14 protein-coding genes are annotated in these 16,277 nt (G+C 66.1%); 8 read left to right on the top strand and 6 right to left on the bottom strand.

What is annotated here, in order from left to right; translation table 11 throughout:
• Nucleotides 1-116: 116 nt before the first annotated feature.
• The 3 genes from clpS to HOP53_RS00595 form a co-directional block, all read right to left on the bottom strand.
• Nucleotides 117-446 carry an ATP-dependent Clp protease adapter ClpS gene (gene clpS, locus HOP53_RS00605; protein ID WP_234268103.1) on the bottom strand — a complete coding sequence of 110 codons (330 nt, stop codon included), beginning with the start codon at nt 444-446 and terminating at the stop codon, nt 117-119.
• 191 nt (nt 447-637) lie between these two features.
• On the bottom strand, nt 638-1,894 hold the full coding sequence (gene icd, locus HOP53_RS00600) for an NADP-dependent isocitrate dehydrogenase (protein WP_234268101.1): 1,257 nt from the start codon (nt 1,892-1,894) through the stop codon (nt 638-640).
• Nucleotides 1,895-2,036: 142 nt separating this feature from the next.
• Nucleotides 2,037-4,274, bottom strand: coding sequence for an NADP-dependent isocitrate dehydrogenase (locus HOP53_RS00595; protein WP_234268100.1), 2,238 nt, complete (start codon nt 4,272-4,274; stop codon nt 2,037-2,039).
• 284 nt (nt 4,275-4,558) lie between these two features.
• Between HOP53_RS00595 and HOP53_RS00590 the strand changes: the two genes are divergently transcribed.
• Both HOP53_RS00590 and HOP53_RS00585 read left to right on the top strand, forming a co-directional pair.
• Nucleotides 4,559-5,173 (top strand): pseudouridine synthase, encoded by a 615-nt coding sequence (locus HOP53_RS00590; RefSeq protein WP_234268099.1) that lies wholly within the window; start codon nt 4,559-4,561, stop codon nt 5,171-5,173.
• Nucleotides 5,170-5,622 carry an NUDIX domain-containing protein gene (locus tag HOP53_RS00585; protein WP_234268098.1) on the top strand — a complete coding sequence of 151 codons (453 nt, stop codon included), beginning with the start codon at nt 5,170-5,172 and terminating at the stop codon, nt 5,620-5,622. The genes HOP53_RS00590 and HOP53_RS00585 overlap by 4 nt, the downstream gene beginning before the upstream one ends.
• On the opposite strand, the gene HOP53_RS00580 is transcribed toward HOP53_RS00585, so the two are convergent.
• The 3 genes from HOP53_RS00580 to HOP53_RS00570 form a co-directional block, all read right to left on the bottom strand.
• The gene (locus HOP53_RS00580) at nt 5,619-8,621 is read right to left on the bottom strand and encodes an efflux RND transporter permease subunit (RefSeq protein WP_234268097.1); all 3,003 of its coding nucleotides are present in this window, start codon (nt 8,619-8,621) and stop codon (nt 5,619-5,621) included. The genes HOP53_RS00585 and HOP53_RS00580 overlap by 4 nt on opposite strands.
• Nucleotides 8,618-9,682, bottom strand: a complete 1,065-nt coding sequence (locus tag HOP53_RS00575) for an efflux RND transporter periplasmic adaptor subunit (protein ID WP_234268092.1) — start codon at nt 9,680-9,682, stop codon at nt 8,618-8,620. Before HOP53_RS00575 ends, HOP53_RS00580 begins: the two co-directional genes overlap by 4 nt.
• A 108-nt stretch (nt 9,683-9,790) precedes the next feature.
• Entirely contained in the window at nt 9,791-10,396 is a 606-nt protein-coding gene (locus HOP53_RS00570) for a TetR/AcrR family transcriptional regulator (protein ID WP_234268087.1), read from the bottom strand.
• A gap of 138 nt (nt 10,397-10,534) precedes the next feature.
• On the opposite strand from HOP53_RS00570, the gene mnmA reads away from it, so the two are divergent.
• The 6 genes from mnmA to HOP53_RS00540 all read left to right on the top strand — a co-directional run bounded on the left by mnmA (nt 10,535) and on the right by HOP53_RS00540 (nt 16,217).
• On the top strand, nt 10,535-11,647 hold the full coding sequence (mnmA, locus tag HOP53_RS00565) for a tRNA 2-thiouridine(34) synthase MnmA (RefSeq protein ID WP_234268085.1): 1,113 nt from the start codon (nt 10,535-10,537) through the stop codon (nt 11,645-11,647).
• Nucleotides 11,644-12,282 (top strand): high frequency lysogenization protein HflD, encoded by a 639-nt coding sequence (gene hflD / locus HOP53_RS00560; protein ID WP_234268083.1) that lies wholly within the window; start codon nt 11,644-11,646, stop codon nt 12,280-12,282. The genes mnmA and hflD overlap by 4 nt, the downstream gene beginning before the upstream one ends.
• A 61-nt stretch (nt 12,283-12,343) precedes the next feature.
• Nucleotides 12,344-13,708, top strand: coding sequence for an adenylosuccinate lyase (gene purB / locus HOP53_RS00555; protein ID WP_234269670.1), 1,365 nt, complete (start codon nt 12,344-12,346; stop codon nt 13,706-13,708).
• Between the two features lie 28 nt (nt 13,709-13,736).
• Entirely contained in the window at nt 13,737-14,300 is a 564-nt protein-coding gene (locus tag HOP53_RS00550) for a cob(I)yrinic acid a,c-diamide adenosyltransferase (protein ID WP_234268082.1), read from the top strand.
• 290 nt (nt 14,301-14,590) lie between these two features.
• Nucleotides 14,591-15,760 (top strand): cupin domain-containing protein, encoded by a 1,170-nt coding sequence (locus HOP53_RS00545; protein WP_234268073.1) that lies wholly within the window; start codon nt 14,591-14,593, stop codon nt 15,758-15,760.
• Between the two features lie 25 nt (nt 15,761-15,785).
• Nucleotides 15,786-16,217: a GNAT family N-acetyltransferase gene (locus HOP53_RS00540; protein ID WP_234268071.1), complete on the top strand. Its 432-nt coding sequence runs from the start codon at nt 15,786-15,788 to the stop codon at nt 16,215-16,217.
• The last annotated feature ends 60 nt before the right edge of the window (nt 16,218-16,277 follow it).

Below are 16,277 nucleotides of genomic sequence, written 5' to 3'. Positions count from 1 at the left end.
TTGCATCGGATCTTTCGTGGTCCGGCACCTTCAACATCGGGCACAAACGCTGCCGTTGCAAGTCTCTTCACTCAACGACTGCCATTCCTGTCCCGTCTCGAGCAGGCCGGGAGTCGTCAGTCCGCCGCTTCGATGTCGCTGAGCAACGGGTGCTGACACTCTCTTGCATATTGATTGACCTGATGACATTTGGTTTCCGCGATGTCGCGGGTAAAGATGCCGCAGGTCGCCTTGCCTTGAGTATGTACCGTGAGCATTACCTGCACGGCGGTTTCGCTGTCCATGTGGAAGAAGCTTTGCAGCACTTCCACCACGAACTCCATGGGGGTGTAGTCGTCGTTGTGCAGCACCACCTTGTACATCGGCGGGCGCGCCACTTCGGGGTCGGCAGGCTGCACGGCGAGATCGCCGTCATCCTGCTCTTCGGGACGCGGCGGTCGCGTCATGCCTGCCACGACGCCGACCGACTCCCATGCGCTCGTGTCTTCAATCTCGAACATAAAAGCCACACACCATCTCGACAAGCCGGTCACCTGGCATCTCAGGTTAGACGAGAACAGACCGGCAGGGTTCAGGTTGATACGTAAAAGGCCCCCGTCCGCCAGGCGGACGGGGGCCCGGTGAGTCGACGATCCGCTTACATGTTGTCCGCGACCGCCTGGCCGAACTCGGAGCACTTGAGCAGCTTGGCATTGTCCATCAGGCGATGGAAGTCATAGGTGACCTCGCCCTTGGCAATGGCCTTCTCCATGCCCTTGAGCACGAGGTCGGCAGCCTCGACCCAGCCCATGTGGCGCAGCATCATCTCGGCGGAGAGGATCACCGATCCGGGATTGACCTTGTCCTGGCCGGCGTACTTCGGTGCCGTGCCGTGGGTGGCCTCGAACATGGCCACGGCGTCGGCCAGGTTGGCGCCCGGCGCGATACCGATACCGCCCACTTCCGCCGCCAAGGCGTCGGAGAGATAGTCGCCGTTGAGATTCAGGGTGGCGATGACGTCGTACTCGGCCGGACGCAGCAGGATCTGCTGCAGCATGGCATCGGCGATGACATCCTTGACCACAATGGTCTTGCCGGTCTTGGGATTCTTGAACTGCATCCACGGACCGCCGTCGAGCAGCTCGGCACCGAACTCCTCCTTGGCGACCTCGTAGCCCCAATCCTTGAAGGAGCCCTCGGTGAACTTCATGATGTTGCCCTTGTGCACCAGGGTCAGCGATTCACGGTCGTTGTCCACGGTGTACTGCAGGGCCTGACGCACCAGACGCTTGGTCCCCTCCTCGGAGACCGGCTTGACGCCGATGCCGCAGTTCTCGGGGAAACGAATGTTGGTGACACCCATCTCCTCACGCAGGAATTTGATCACCTTGTCAGCTTCCGGGGTACCGGCCTTCCACTCGATGCCGGCATAGATGTCTTCGGAGTTCTCACGGAAGATCACCATGTCGACGTCGGCGGGCTTCTTGACCGGGCTCGGCACGCCTTCGAACCAGCGCACCGGACGCAGGCAGACGTAGAGGTCGAGCTTCTGACGCAGGGCCACGTTGAGCGAGCGGATGCCACCGCCCACGGGCGTGGTCAGGGGCCCCTTGATGGAAACGACGTACTCCTGGACGGCCTCCAGGGTCTCTTCCGGCAGCCAGGTATCGGCATCGTAGACCTGGGTGGCCTTCTCGCCGGCGTAGACTTCCATCCAGTGGATCTTGCGCTCGCCGTTGTAGGCCTTCTGCACGGCGGCGTCGATGGCGATCTTCATCGCCGGTGTGACGTCGACGCCAATGCCATCACCCTCTATGAACGGGATGATCGGATTGTTCGGTACGTTCAGGGTGTTGTCGGCGTTGACGGTAATCTTCTCGCCGCCTTCAGGGACGACAATTTTCTGATACCCCATGAGAACTCCCCTGTCTGGTATGTTCAGTGGAGCGCGGAGTATAGCATCGTCCATCCTGACCGGCCCATATGACCTAAGGACCCCCGCCCGCCGGTAGGCGGACGGGGGTCAATGGTAAGAGCCTGAAGGTGCTAGCGGGACATCAGCCCTTGGCCACCAGCGCCAGAGCCTCGTTCAGGGTCTTGCTCGGACGCATGACCGCGCGAGCCAGCTCAGCGTCGGCATGGTAGTAGCCGCCGATGTCGACCGGCTGGCCCTGTACGCTATTCAGTTCGTCGAGAATGGTCGCTTCGTTGGCTTCCAGGGTCTCGGCCAGGCGACCGAACAGCGCCTTGAGGTTGGCGTCCTCGTCCTGGGCGGCCAGGGCCTGGGCCCAGTACAGGGCCAGGTAGAAGTGGCTGCCACGGTTGTCCAGCTCACCGACCTTGCGCGAGGGCGACTTGTCGTTCTCGAGGAACTGGCCGATGGCCTTGTCCAGCGCGTCTGCCAGCAGCGCGGCGCGGTCATTGCCGAAGCGCTTGGCGAGATGTTCCAGTGAGGCGGTCAGCGCCAGGAACTCGCCCAGGCTGTCCCAGCGCAGGTGGTTCTCCTCCAGGAGCTGCTGCACGTGCTTCGGCGCCGAGCCGCCGGCACCGGTCTCGAACATGCCGCCACCGGCCATCAGCGGCACGATGGAGAGCATCTTGGCGCTGGTGCCGAGCTCCATGATCGGGAACAGATCGGTGAGGTAGTCACGCAGGATGTTGCCGGTCACCGAGATGGTGTCGAGGCCACGGATCACGCGTTCCAGGGTATAACGCATGGCGCGGACCTGGGACATGATCTGAATGTCGAGACCGCTGGTGTCGTGATCCTGGAGGTAGGTCTTCACCTTCTTGATCAGTTCGTTCTCGTGCGGGCGGTAGGGGTCGAGCCAGAACACCGCCGGCATGCCGGAATCGCGGCAGCGCTCCACGGCCAGCTTGACCCAGTCGCGGATCGGTTCGTCCTTGACCTGACACATCCGCCAGATATCGCCCTGCTCGACGTTCTGGGACAGCAGCACCTCGCCGGTCTCCAGGTCGGTGATGTTCGCAACGCCGTCCGCCGGCACCTCGAAGGTCTTGTCGTGGGAGCCGTACTCCTCCGCCTTCTGCGCCATCAGGCCGACGTTGGGCACGGTGCCCATGGTGGCCGGATCGAAGGCGCCGTGCCATTTGCAGAAGTTGATCATCTCCTGGTAGATCCGCGCGAAGGTGGATTCCGGGATCACCGCCTTGACGTCTTTCATACGGCCATCGGCACCGTACATCTGACCGCCGGCGCGGATCATGGCCGGCATGGAGGCGTCGACGATCACGTCGCTGGGCGAGTGGAAGTTGGTGATGCCGCGGGCCGAATCCACCATGGCCAGCTCCGGACGCTGGTCGTGGCAGGCGTGCAGGTCGCGGATGACTTCCTCACGCTGGGATTCGGGCAGGGTGTCGAGCTTGTCGTAGAGGTTAACCATGCCGTTGTTGACGTCGACCCCCAGCTCCTCGAACAGCGCACCATGCTTCTCGAAGGCGTCCTTGTAGAAGATCTTGACGCAGTGGCCGAACACGATCGGGTGCGAGACCTTCATCATCGTCGCCTTGACGTGCAGGGAGAACATCACGCCGGTCTTGCGCGCGTCCTCGATCTCACGCTCGTAGAATTCGCACAGCGCCTTCTTGCTCATGAACATGCTGTCGATGATCTCGCCTTCGAGCAGCGCGACCTTGGACTTGAGCACCAGCGACTCGCCGCTCTTGGTGATCAGCTCCATCTTCACGTTGCGAGCGCGGTCCAGCGTCATCGACTTCTCGCCGTGGTAGAAGTCGCCGCCGTGCATGTGCGAAACGTGGGTGCGCGAAGCCTGGCTCCACTCACCCATGGAGTGCGGATACTTGCGCGCGTACTCCTTGACGGCCTTGGGTGCGCGGCGGTCGGAGTTACCCTCGCGCAGCACCGGGTTGACGGCGCTGCCCTTGACCTTGTCGTAGCGCGCCTTGATCTCTTTCTCTTCGTCGTTCTTCGGCTCGTCCGGATATTCCGGCAGCTTGTAACCCTGACCCTGCAGTTCCTTGATCGCCGCCCTGAGCTGCGGCATGGAGGCGCTGATGTTGGGCAGCTTGATGATGTTGGCTTCCGGCGTCTTGGCCAGGGCGCCCAGCTCGGCGAGGTGGTCCTCGACGCGCTGCTCGGCGGTTAGGTAATCGGGAAACTGGGAGAGAATACGGGCCGCCAGGGAGATGTCCCGGGTTTCCACCTCGACACCCGCGGCGTCGGTGTAGGCGTCGATGATCGGCAACAGCGAATGGGTCGCCAGCGCAGGCGCTTCGTCGGTGAACGTGTAGATAATCTTCGGCGTTTTTGACATGGTGGCTTTGATCTCTCTGGTCGCTGCGATGGCAGATAACTGGAACGGTTGCGCGCACTCACGATGCCTGGAACGGGGTCCCTACGTGCTCCACCTACGGTTCTCATCTGGCGGGGGATGCGCTTGGCATCGCCCCGGTGGCGAAGTCACGGCAGGCCCGTAACGACGAGGGCGCTCCCGGCGAGCGTGCGCATTATATCAGCCCGTCCGCCTCGGCGTATGGTCAATAAGGCTGACGCGTTTCCCCCTCCCATCCCATCCCGCTTGCCGGTAAGCTTTGCCCCATGAGCGCCATCTATCTCCTGCACAAGCCCTACCGTATGCTCTCCCAGTTCACCGATCGCCGCGGTAAGGGGGAAGCACCGCGTGCGACACTGGCGGACATCATCAAGGTGCCGGGCGTCTACGCTGCAGGACGGCTGGACTATGATTCAGAAGGATTGCTGCTGCTGACCGACGATGGTGCGCTGATCCAGCGCATCAGCGACCCGCGCCACAAGCAGCCCAAGACCTATCGCGTGCAGGTGGAAGGCAGCCCCGACGAATCGGCACTGGACGCGCTGCGTCAAGGTGTCGCGCTCAGCGACGGCATGACCCGCCCGGCCAAGGTGCGACAACTGGCCAACAGCGGCCTGGCAGAGCGCACGCCGCCGCTGGACCCGAAGCGCCACCCTTTGACGACCTGGCTGGAGCTGACCATCAGCGAGGGCCGCAACCGCCAGGTCAGACGCATGACCGCTCATGTCGGTCACCCCACCCTGCGCCTGGTGCGCGTGGCCATCGGCCCCTGGCGCCTGGACGGGCTGGCACCGGGAGAATGGCGCCGCGAAACCCTGCATGCCCCGCGCATCACGACCCGGCGACCGCCGCCCCGTAAAGGCAGAGGAGAACAACGATGAGCCGCTGGCAACCGCACGTCACCGTGGCTACCGTCGTGGAGCGCGCCGGTCGCTTTCTGATGGTGGAAGAGGCCCCCCGAGGCAGCAAGGTCACCCTGTTCAATCAGCCCGCCGGCCATCTGGAGCCCGGCGAGAGATTGAAGGAAGCCGCCCTGCGCGAACTGCGCGAGGAGACCGCCTGGCAGGTGGGCATCACCGACTATCTCGGTCTTTACGTCTATCAGACGCCGAGCGGCGAAACCTTCCACAGCCACGGCTTCTTCGGCATGGCCCTGGCTCACCTGGGCAACCCGCTCGACCCCGCCATCGTCGCCGTGCACTGGCTGACCCTCGACGAGGTCGAGGAGCTCGAACGCCAGGGACGCATGCGCAGCCCGCTGGTGCTGCGCCGCATTCGCGATGCCCTGGCGGCACGCTTCTACCCCATGGACGCGGTGCACGAGCTCTAGTCTCGTATCAGCAACCGATAGAGCGCCGGGATCACCAGCAGCGTCAGCAGCGTCGAGGCCACCAGCCCGGAGATGATCGCCCAGGCCATCGGCGGCCACAGCGTCGACTGGGTCAGAGTCAGCGGCACCAGGCCGGCCACGGTGGTGGCGGTGGTGAGCAGTACCGGCCGTGTGCGCCGAGCCACTGCCGAGACCACGGCCTCGCTCACCGATTCGCCCTGGCGCCGGTTGGCATTCATCAGGTCGATCAGCACGATGGCGTTGTTGACCACGATGCCGACCAGCGCCACCACGCCCAGAATGGCAGTGAAGCCGAACGGCTGGCCGGTCAGCCACAGCCCCGGCACCACGCCGATGATCGCCAGCGGCAGCGTGGTCAGCACGATGAACAACTGGCGGAAGGAGTTGAACTGGGCGAGCAGGAAGACCACCAGCAGCAGGCCGCCGAACGGCAGCGTCTGGAACAGCGCAGTATTGGCATCGCCGGCGGATTCAGCCGCGCCGCCGACGCTGTAGCTGACTCCGGGCGGCAGCTCGAGCGCCTCCAGGCGCGGCAGGATGTCGCCCAATACGCCGTCGTAGGTCCAGCCATCCGCCACCTCGGCGAGCACCGCCGTCATGCGCTGCAGGCCGCGATGCTGGATCACCGCCGGGCGCCAGGCGGGCGTCAGGTTGGCGATCTCACCCAGCGGCAGCGAACGCCCGTCGGCCGCGGTCAGACGCAGCCCTTCGAGCCCCTCGAGTGAGAAACGCTCGCCCTCCGGCGCACGCACCAGCAGCGGGGCCGGGTCGCGCTCGGCACGCCAGGCGCTGACCTCGATGCCGCGGCTGGCACCGGCCAGGGCCATGGCCACGTCGTGTCGCGAGAGGCCGTATTCGGCGGCGCGGGCATCGTCGGTCTCGACCCGCAGGGTGGCCAGCCCCTCGCCCAGGCGATGGCGCGCATCCCGGGCCCCCTCGGCCGCCCGCACCACGCTGAGAATCGCACCGGCGGCGTCGGCCAGGGCAGCGCGATCCTCAGCGAATACGCGAATCTCCACCGGCGCTTCCAGCGGTGGCCCCTGCCCCAGCCGGCGCGCCACCACCTCGGCCTCTGGCAGCCACTCCGGCGCCACGGTTCGCACCCAGGTCATCAGCGCGGGCAGGTCATCGGCACTTTCGGCCTCCACCACCAGCCGCGCCAGGTGCGACTGGCGCGGCTGCTCGACCAGGTTGTAGTAGAAGCGCGGACCGCTGAAGCCGGCGAAGCGGTGCACCGCCTGCACCGCCGGACGCGCAGCCAGCTCGGCAGCCAGCACCTCGGCCTGATAGGCGGTGTAGTCGAGGTGGGTGCCCTCGGGGAAATTGAGGTCGACGATGAGCTGGTCGCGATCGGTGTCGGGAAAGAAGTCGTGATCGAGCAGCGGCAGCATGGCGATGGCAGCCACCAGCAGAATGCCCGCCCCCACCAACACTGCCAGCGGCCAGCGCACGGCGACCCGGCCGACATGCTGGCCGATGGCCTGCAGCCGCTCGCGGCCTGCCGCCAGCCGGGGCTTGAGGATACCAGCGGCGAACACCGGGGTGACGAATACCGCATAGACGTAGCTCACCGCCAGGGTCAGCATCACCATGATGGGAATGGCACGGGTGAAGTCGGCGGTGTTGCCACCAGAAAGCAGCAGCGGCACGAAAGCGGCCAGGGTGGTGCCGGTCGCCGCCAGCAAGGGTGTGGCCAGCTCCCGCACCGAGCGGGTCACGGCCTGCATGGCCGAACGCCCCTGGTCGCGGTGGTACTGGATGTTCTCGACCATCACGATGGCGTTGTCCACCAGCATGCCCAGCGCGATCACCATGCCGGCCACGGCGATCTGGTGCAGCACGCCGCCGCCCATGGCGTACAAGGCCAGGGCGGAAAAGGTCACCAGCGGCACGATCACCATCACCGCGAGCCCCAGCCGCAACCCCATGACCAGGAACAGCAGCACGCCGAGAATGGCGACCCCCAGCAGCAGCGAGAAGCCCAGCTCCGCCAGACGTCGCTCGACCCAGTGCGGCTGATAGAAGGTCTCCTCGATGGCAAGCGGGGCGTAGGCGGGACGCAGCTCATCTACAAGCTCGCGCAGCTGTTTGCCGAAGCGAACGGCGTTGCCCCGGTCGTTGGCGAGCACCACCCCCAGCGCCACCGCCGGGCGTCCGTCGTGCCACATGCGAGCGGTGGCGGGCTCCTGCGGTGCCAGGCTGACGTCGGTGAGTTCGCCGAGCGGTACCAGCTCGCCCTGTCGGGTACGAATCGGGGTGGCGGCGAGCTCCTCCAGCGAACCGAATTCGGTGAGCGGGTCGAGTACCAGGGAGCGCCCCGCCATTTCCAATGTGCCGCCGGAAGTGGTCAGGTTGCGCATGGCGAGCTGATCGCCGAGCGCCCGGGCATCAAGCCCGGTCATCTCGGCCAGCGTATCGTCCCAGCCCACCACCACCTGCTGGCCCGGGTCGGCGAGCAGGTCGATGCGGGAAACCTCCTTGAGGCGGAACAGGTCGCGGCGCAGGCGCTTGGCCGCCTCGCGCAGGTCGAGCAGATCGTCCGAGCCGGTCAACGCCAGCACGATGCCGTGGGTATCGGAATCGCGGTCGCTGATCTCCGCCTCCCCCACGCCGTCGGGGAACTGCCGCATGGCCCGGTTCACGGCGATACGCACCTGCTCCCAGGCGGCATCAGTGTCGTAGACGTGCTCGTGCATCTCGATGGTAACGTGAGCCACGCCGAGACGCGCGGTCCCGATGATGTCGTTGACCTCCTCGACCTGGGCCAGCTCCTCTTCGAGAGGGTTGAGCACCAGCCGCTCGACCTGTTCCGGCTCCGCGCCGGGATAGGGCACCAGCACCTGGCCGAAGCGATAGGGGAAGAACGGGTCCTCCTGGCGGTCCATCGCCACCCAGGCCACCAGGCCCAGCAGCGCCAGCAGCAGCGTGACGGTCAGGATCAGGCGTTTGTAACGCAGCGAGGCAAGCATCCAGCTCATGGCAACACCCTCACCCGCATGCCCTCTTCCAGGCGCCCCTGCCCTGCCGTCACCACCCGGTCACCCGGTGCCAGCCCCTCGCCGTTCACCGACACCCAGCCGCCGGCCAGGCGCCCCGGCGTCACGGGAGCACGTCGAATGGTGTCGTCATCGCCGATGGTCAGCACGTAGGGCGCGCTACCGGCGGGATCGACCACTGCCGCCAGCGGCACCCGCGTGACCGCAGGGGCGGCGATCTCGAGCTGGACCCGCACCGGCTCGCCCAACGCCAGGGCGCCATCGGCGGGGATGGTGACGATGACCGGCGCCATGCTGTCTCCCGCCCGCCCAACATGAGCGATCTCCCCGGCGATACGCTGAGTGCCGAACGTCGGCGCAACGCTTGCCGGCTGCCCGAGCTCCAAGCGCGCGGCAAGATTGGCCGGCACACGGATGGCCACCTCACGCTCGGCCACTCCGGCCAACTGCATGATCGGCTGGCCGGCCGCAACGAAATCGCCGGGCTCGGCATCCAGGTCGATCACCTCGGCGGCGAACGGTGCGCGCAGGGTCAGTTCATCGAGCTGCGCCTGAGCCTCGTCGCGCTGTGCCAGAGCCTGCTCGCGGGCCTGGGCCAGAGCCTCACGCTCCGAACGCAGCCGATCCAGCTCCTCTTCGGGACTCAGGTTACGCTCACGCAGGGTACGGGCACGCTCCACGTCGCGCCCCAGGCGGCTCAGGCTGGCGTCCAGCTCACGTACCCGCGCCTCGGCCGCGGCGAACGCCGGTGCCATGGCCGGGTTGTGCAGCGTGGCCAGCGGCTCCCCCTGGTCGACCCGCTGACCGCGCACCACATGGCGCTCGCGCAGTACACCACCATGCAGAAAGGCCGGGGCCGCACGCTCGCTGGCTCGCACCACGCCGGGAAAGCGATATCTCACCTCGTCCGGCACCAGCTGCACCGCTTCACTGCGTACGCTGGGCAGCGGCTCCTCGATACGCTCGACCTGCGCCGGTGCCGCGTCGCAGCCCATCAGCAGAACCGCCGTCAGCATCAGCGAAGCCGCAAGGCTTGCACGCACCACCCTCCCCATCGCTCTTCCCTCCATCGAACTCTGTTGACATAAATCAGTATTGGTTGGCCCACCCATGAACTGGCCGACCGGTCAGTTATTCGCGTAAAAAAACACTCACTCTCGCGGCGTTACGCCTTCCATGAAGATCTTCAGGAAATCTTCCAGGAACGCCTCGTCGGAGCCCATGCCCGGCCAGTGCTGGTGATGGCACTTGGCCTCGAACCACTGGGTACAGGTCATCACGAAAACGGCGATGATATGCGTGGGGTTGATGTCGGCCCGCAGCAGGCCGCGCAACTGGGTCTGCCGTACCCACTCGGCCCCTGCCCCGACGAGCTGGCTGTCGAGCTCACTGCAGTGGTTGTCCCCTTCCAGATGGGTCCAGGCGAACAGGCGCACCACGCCGGGGTTTTCACGCAGAAAATGGAAGTAGGCTTCCACCGAGCTGCGCAGCAGCGCGGCATCCGGCTCGCCGGCCTCCTCCAGCATCGCCATCTGGGCGGTGAAGTAGCGCTCGAAGGCGCGATCCTTGACCGCCTCCCACAGCTGCTCCTTGCTGCCGAAGTGGTGGTGGATCAGGCTCTTGGTCACCTCGGCCGCACGCGCCAGCTCGCTGAGCTTGACGGCGGAAAAGCCTTGCTCGACGAACAGCGCTTCCGCCGCCTCGAGGATGCGGGCGCGGGTCAGTTCGGGATCGCGGATCTGGGTTCTTTGATTCATGCGCCGAAGATAGCGCTAACTGGCCGGCCGGTCAATTAGCGCTCACGTCTTCGTCTCGCCCTCTCACAGGATGAAGCTGCACGCCGACATGGGGTATAATCCCCGCCCATTTGCGACCCACTCAACCCGAGAGCGCCCATGACCGCCACCTCAGGCAAGGTGATCGTCGGCATGTCCGGCGGCGTCGACTCCTCCGTTTCCGCCCTGCTGCTGCTGGAGCAGGGTTATCAGGTCGAAGGCCTGTTCATGAAGAACTGGGACGAGGACGACGGCACCGAGTACTGTACCGCCAAGGCCGATCTGGCGGACGCCCAGGCCGTGTGCGAAAAGCTCGGCATCAAGCTGCATACGGCCAACTTTGCCGCCGAGTACTGGGACAATGTCTTCCAGCACTTCCTGGCCGAGTACAAGGCCGGACGCACGCCGAACCCGGACATCCTGTGCAACCGCGAGATCAAGTTCAAGGTGTTCCTCGAGTACGCCGAGATGCTCGGCGCCGAGAAGATCGCCACCGGCCACTATGTTCGTAGCGGTGTGCGCCACGGTCGGCCGCGGCTGCTCAAGGGCATCGATCCCAACAAGGACCAGAGCTACTTCCTGCACGCCGTACCGGAGGCCGCCATCGCCCGCACGCTGTTCCCGGTGGGAGAGCTGGAGAAGCCCGAGGTGCGCGCCATTGCCGAGCGCCACGGCCTGGCCACCGCCCGCAAGAAGGACTCCACCGGTATCTGCTTCATCGGCGAACGACGTTTCCGCGACTTCCTGCAGCAGTACCTGCCGGCCCAGCCGGGGGTGATCGAGACGCCCGAGGGCGAAGTGATCGGCGAGCACATGGGGCTGATGTACTACACCCTGGGCCAGCGCCAGGGGCTCGGCATCGGCGGGCTGGCCAACCATCCCGAGGCGCCCTGGTACGTGGCAGGCAAGGATCTCCAACGCAACGTGCTGGTCGCGGTGCAGGGCAAGCACCACCCGCTGCTGTATACCGATTCGCTGGCCACCGAGGCGATGGACTGGGTGGCCGGCGAGCCCCCCGCCGCCGAGGGTCGCCTTACCGCCAAGACCCGCTACCGCCAGAGCGACGTGCCGTGCCACATGCGCACGCTCCCGGATGGCGGCGTCGAGGTGCGCTTCATTGATTCCCAGCGTGCCGTCACGCCCGGTCAGTCGCTGGTGCTCTACGACGGCGAGATCTGTCTGGGCGGCGGCGTGATTCGCGATATCTGGAATGCCGAGGAGACCGGCGCATGAACACCACTCCCATACATCGCGCTCCCGACACCCCCGCCGCGCGCCAGGCGCTGGCACTGGCCGGCGTGTTCCAGGCCGCCAGCCTGGTCGACGAGCTGGCCCGCACCGGGCAGGTCGAACCGCGCCCCTGGGAAACCCTGATTCGCGCCACGCTGGACACCGACCCGGAAAGCTTCGAGGCGATCTACGGCGGCCACCCCAACAACCTGCGCCGCGGCCTCGAGGTGCTCGAAGCCGTGGTGGGGCGCCGCCAGGCCAATCCGGTGGTGCTGCGCTACGGCTTCTCGCTGCTGCTGCTAATGAGCAAGCTGCGCAGCGACAACGCCATGATGAGCACGCTCGGCCAGCACCTCAGCCGTATCCAGGGCCAGGCCGAGCACTTCGGCGCCACCCACGAGAACGTCATCGCCAGCCTCGGCGAGGCCTATCAGGAGACGCTCTCGACCCTGAAGACTCGCATCGTGGTACAGGGCGACCCCTCGATGCTGCAAAGCCGCATGATGCCCGAGCGGGTACGCGCCATCCTGCTCGCCGGCATCCGCTTCGCCCTGCTCTGGCACCAGCAGGGTGGCCGCCGCTGGAGGCTCGTGCTCCAGCGCGGCGCTCTCAAGAACGCCCTGGACCAGCTGGGCTGATACCCGTTTCCCTCACTCCATTTCCTACACGCACCGGATGACGACCATGCAAGCCGCTCCCCTGCCCCTCACCGCTCTTACCGCCCTCTCTCCCGTCGACGGCCGCTACGGCAACAAGGCCACGAGCCTGCGTGAACACTTCAGCGAGTTCGGCCTGATCCGCGCCCGCGTGATCGTCGAGATCCGTTGGCTGCAGCGTCTTGCCGAACAGGGCGGGATCGTCGAAGTCCCGCCGCTCTCGGCGGAGGCCACCGCTTTCCTCGAGGCCATGATTCGCGACTTCTCGCTGGCCGACGCCGAACGCATCAAGGAGATCGAGCGCACCACCAACCACGACGTCAAGGCGGTGGAATACTTCATCAAGGAGAAGATCGTCGCGCAGCCGGAGCTGCACGCCATCACCGAGTTCGTGCACTTCGCCTGCACCAGCGAAGACATCAACAATCTCTCCTACGGCGTGATGCTCGCCCACGGCCTGAAGACACTGCTACCGGTGATGCAGCGCGTCACCGAAGAGATTGCCAAGCTGGCCCATGAGCATGCCGCCCTGCCAATGCTCTCGCGCACCCATGGCCAGACGGCGAGCCCCACCACCCTGGGCAAGGAGATGGCCAACGTCGCCTACCGCCTGCGCCGCCAGCTCGCCCAGATCGAGAGCGTCGAGATCCTCGGCAAGATCAACGGCGCGGTGGGCAACTACAACGCCCACCTGGCCACCTATCCGGAGGTGGACTGGGAGGCCAACGCGCGCACCTTCGTCGAGGGTCTGGGGCTGACCTTCAACCCCTACACCACCCAGATCGAGCCCCACGACTATATCGCCGAGCTGTTCGACGCCATCTGCCGCTTCAACACCGTGCTGATCGACTTCGACCGCGACGTATGGGGCTACATCTCGCTGGGCTACTTCAAGCAGAAGACCGTCGAGGGCGAGATCGGCTCCTCGACCATGCCGCATAAGGTCAACCCCATCGACTTCGAGAACTCCGAGGGCAACCTGGGCCTGGCCAACGCGGTGCTCGGCCATCTGGCGCAGAAGCTGCCGATCTCCCGCTGGCAGCGCGACCTCACCGACTCCACCGTGCTGCGTAACCTCGGCGTCGGCCTGGCCTATGGCCTGATCGCCTACGAGGCGGCGCTCAAGGGCATCGGCAAGCTTGAGGCCAATCCGGCGCGCCTGGCCGAGGATCTCGACGCCAGTTGGGAGGTGCTCGCCGAGCCGATCCAGACGGTGATGCGTCGCTACGGCATCGAGAAGCCCTACGAAAAGCTCAAGGAGCTGACCCGCGGCAAGCGCATCGACCAGGCCGGCTTTGCCGCCTTCATCGACACGCTGGAACTGCCAGCCGAGGTCAAGACCGAGCTCAAGGCGCTGACGCCGGCCAGCTACATCGGCAACGCCGAGGCCCAGGCCCGCCGGCTGTGAGCCGGCCGGCAACGCACCAGGAGGCGCCATGGTCAAGCTGACCAGGATCTACACCCGTACCGGCGACAAGGGCGACACCGGCCTCGGCGATGGCACCCGCGTGGCCAAGCACGACCTGCGCGTGGAAGCCTTCGGCACGGTGGACGAAGCCAACGCCACCCTCGGCCTGGCCCAGCTCCACGCCGAAGGCGAGCTCGCCGAGCTGCTGAGCCGGGTGCAGAACGACCTGTTCGATGTCGGCGCCGATCTGTGCACGCCGGAGCAGGAGAATCCGCCGTACCCGCCGCTGCGGGTCACGGCTGGCCAGGTCGAGTATCTGGAAGCACGCATCGACGCCTGCAACGCCGAGCTCGCCACCCTGCGCTCGTTCATCCTGCCCGGCGGTACGCCGCTTGCCGCCCACCTGCACCTGGCCCGCACCGTGGCCCGCCGCGCCGAGCGCGCGGTCACGGCGCTGATGACGGAACAGCCGGTCAATCCCGAGGTGCTGCGCTACCTCAACCGCCTCTCCGACCTGCTGTTCGTCCTGGCGCGGCGGGCCAATGGCAACGGCGAGCGCGACGTGCTGTGGGTACCCGGCGCCAACCGCTGAGCCTAGGCTGTGTCCGAAAACTGGCTGCGCTCGGCCATACGGCGTTAAAAATCGGCTCAAAGTACTCATTTACACTCCGTAAACTCCGTCTTTTCGCCGATTTTTGCCTTGCGACCCACATGGATGTGGGAAGTGCGTTGGCCCGTCGGGAACGGGCCTAGCCCTGGCCTTCGCTCGCCGATTTTTCAGACAAAGCCTCATTCACCGCAATACGCTACCATGACGCTTTTACACCGCAGGGCCCTCATGCCCTGCGGCTCTTCGTGCCATCTGCCGAGTAGTGAGACACCATGCCAAGCGACGCCCCTCTCAGCCTGCTGGGCGGCCTCACCGCCGCCGAGTTCCTGCGCGACTACTGGCAGCGCAAGCCGCTGCTGATCCGTGGTGCCTTTGTCGATTTCGAAAGCCCCCTGGACCCCGACGAACTGGCCGGGCTCGCCTGCGAGGAGGGCGTCGAAGCCCGGCTGGTGGAAGAGGACGGCCCCGACGGCCCGTGGCAGGTCAGCCACGGCCCCTTCGACGAGGCCGTGTTCGGCGAACTGCCCGAGCGCGACTGGACCCTGCTGGTGCAGGCCGCGGACCATTACGTGCCCGAAGTAGCCGAGCTGCTCGAGCACTTCGACTTCCTGCCGCGCTGGCGACTCGACGACATCATGATCAGCTACGCCCCGCCGGGCGGCAGCGTGGGCCCCCACGTCGACCAGTACGACGTCTTTCTGATCCAGGGCCTGGGTCGGCGACGCTGGCAGCTTGGCGGCAGGGTGCCCGATGACGCGCCGATCATCCCCGGCATCGATCTGCGCATTCTCGAGCGCTTCACGCTGGAAGCGGGCGACGACTGGGTGCTGGAGCCGGGCGACATGCTTTATCTGCCGCCGGGCTGGGCGCACCATGGCCTCAGCCAATCCGACGACTGCATGACTTACTCGGTGGGCTTTCGCGCGCCCTCGGCTGACGAGGCGGTCACCTCCTTCGCCGACTTCATCGGTGAAGGGCTGCCGCCCTCGCTGCGCTACGCCGATGCCGGCATGACTCCACCCGCCGATCCGGCGGAACTCGACGATGCCGCCCTCGAACGCATGCGCCGGCTGATCCTCTCCACCCTGGACGATCCCAACCAGCTCGCCCAGTGGTTCGGCCGAGTGATGACCCAGCCCAAGTACGTCGACCAACTGGTACCCAGCGACACCCCGACGGACGTCGATGAGCTTGTCGCGCTACTACAGGAAGGCGAGGAGCTGCTGCGAAGTCCCGGCTCACGCTTCGCCTGGCGCGCCCTGGATGACGACACCGCCACCCTGTTCGCCGACGGCGACGGCATCGCCTGTGCGCTGCCGCTGGCACGCGCCGTGGCCAGCGACGAGCCCCTGAATGCGGAACTGCTGGCCCATGAGGGCGCCGCCGAGCTGCTCGCCACCCTGTACGACGCCGGCAGCCTGACCTGGGCCGAGGAAGAGTGAAAGCAAACGGAAGAGGAGTGCTAACGTGAAGGAGCGGATCGAGATTCGCGAAGGCAGTTGGGCCGAGCTTGGCGAGGTGGCCGGCGAAATCCGTCGTATCGTATTCATCGAGGAGCAGCAGGTGCCCCGTGAAGAGGAGTGGGACGGGCGCGACGACGAGTGCCGCCACTTCCTCGCGCTGCACGACGCCTCGCCGTTGGGCACCGCCCGGCTGCTGCCCGACGGCCACATCGGCCGGGTCGCCGTGCTACGCGAGGCGCGCGGCCTGGGCATCGGCGCGGCGCTGATGCAGGCCGCCATCGCCTCGGCCCGCCGCCTGGGCCACGCCCAGGTCGAACTGGCCGCCCAGACTCACGCCCTCGCCTTCTATGAAAACCTCGGCTTCACGGCCTATGGCGAGGTTTTCCTCGACGCCGGCATACCGCACCGCAACATGCGCCTTTCCCTGATCGACTAACCCCCCTCCCGCACCTTAGAAAAGGCGAAATTCGACTACAGGATTCAGGCGTAAAGCCAT

The sequence above is a fragment of the Billgrantia ethanolica genome (assembly GCF_021404305.1).
Lineage (GTDB): Bacteria > Pseudomonadota > Gammaproteobacteria > Pseudomonadales > Halomonadaceae > Halomonas > Halomonas ethanolica.
Note: the sequence above shows the minus strand (reverse complement) of the source record. Positions and strands in the feature narration are given on the sequence as shown.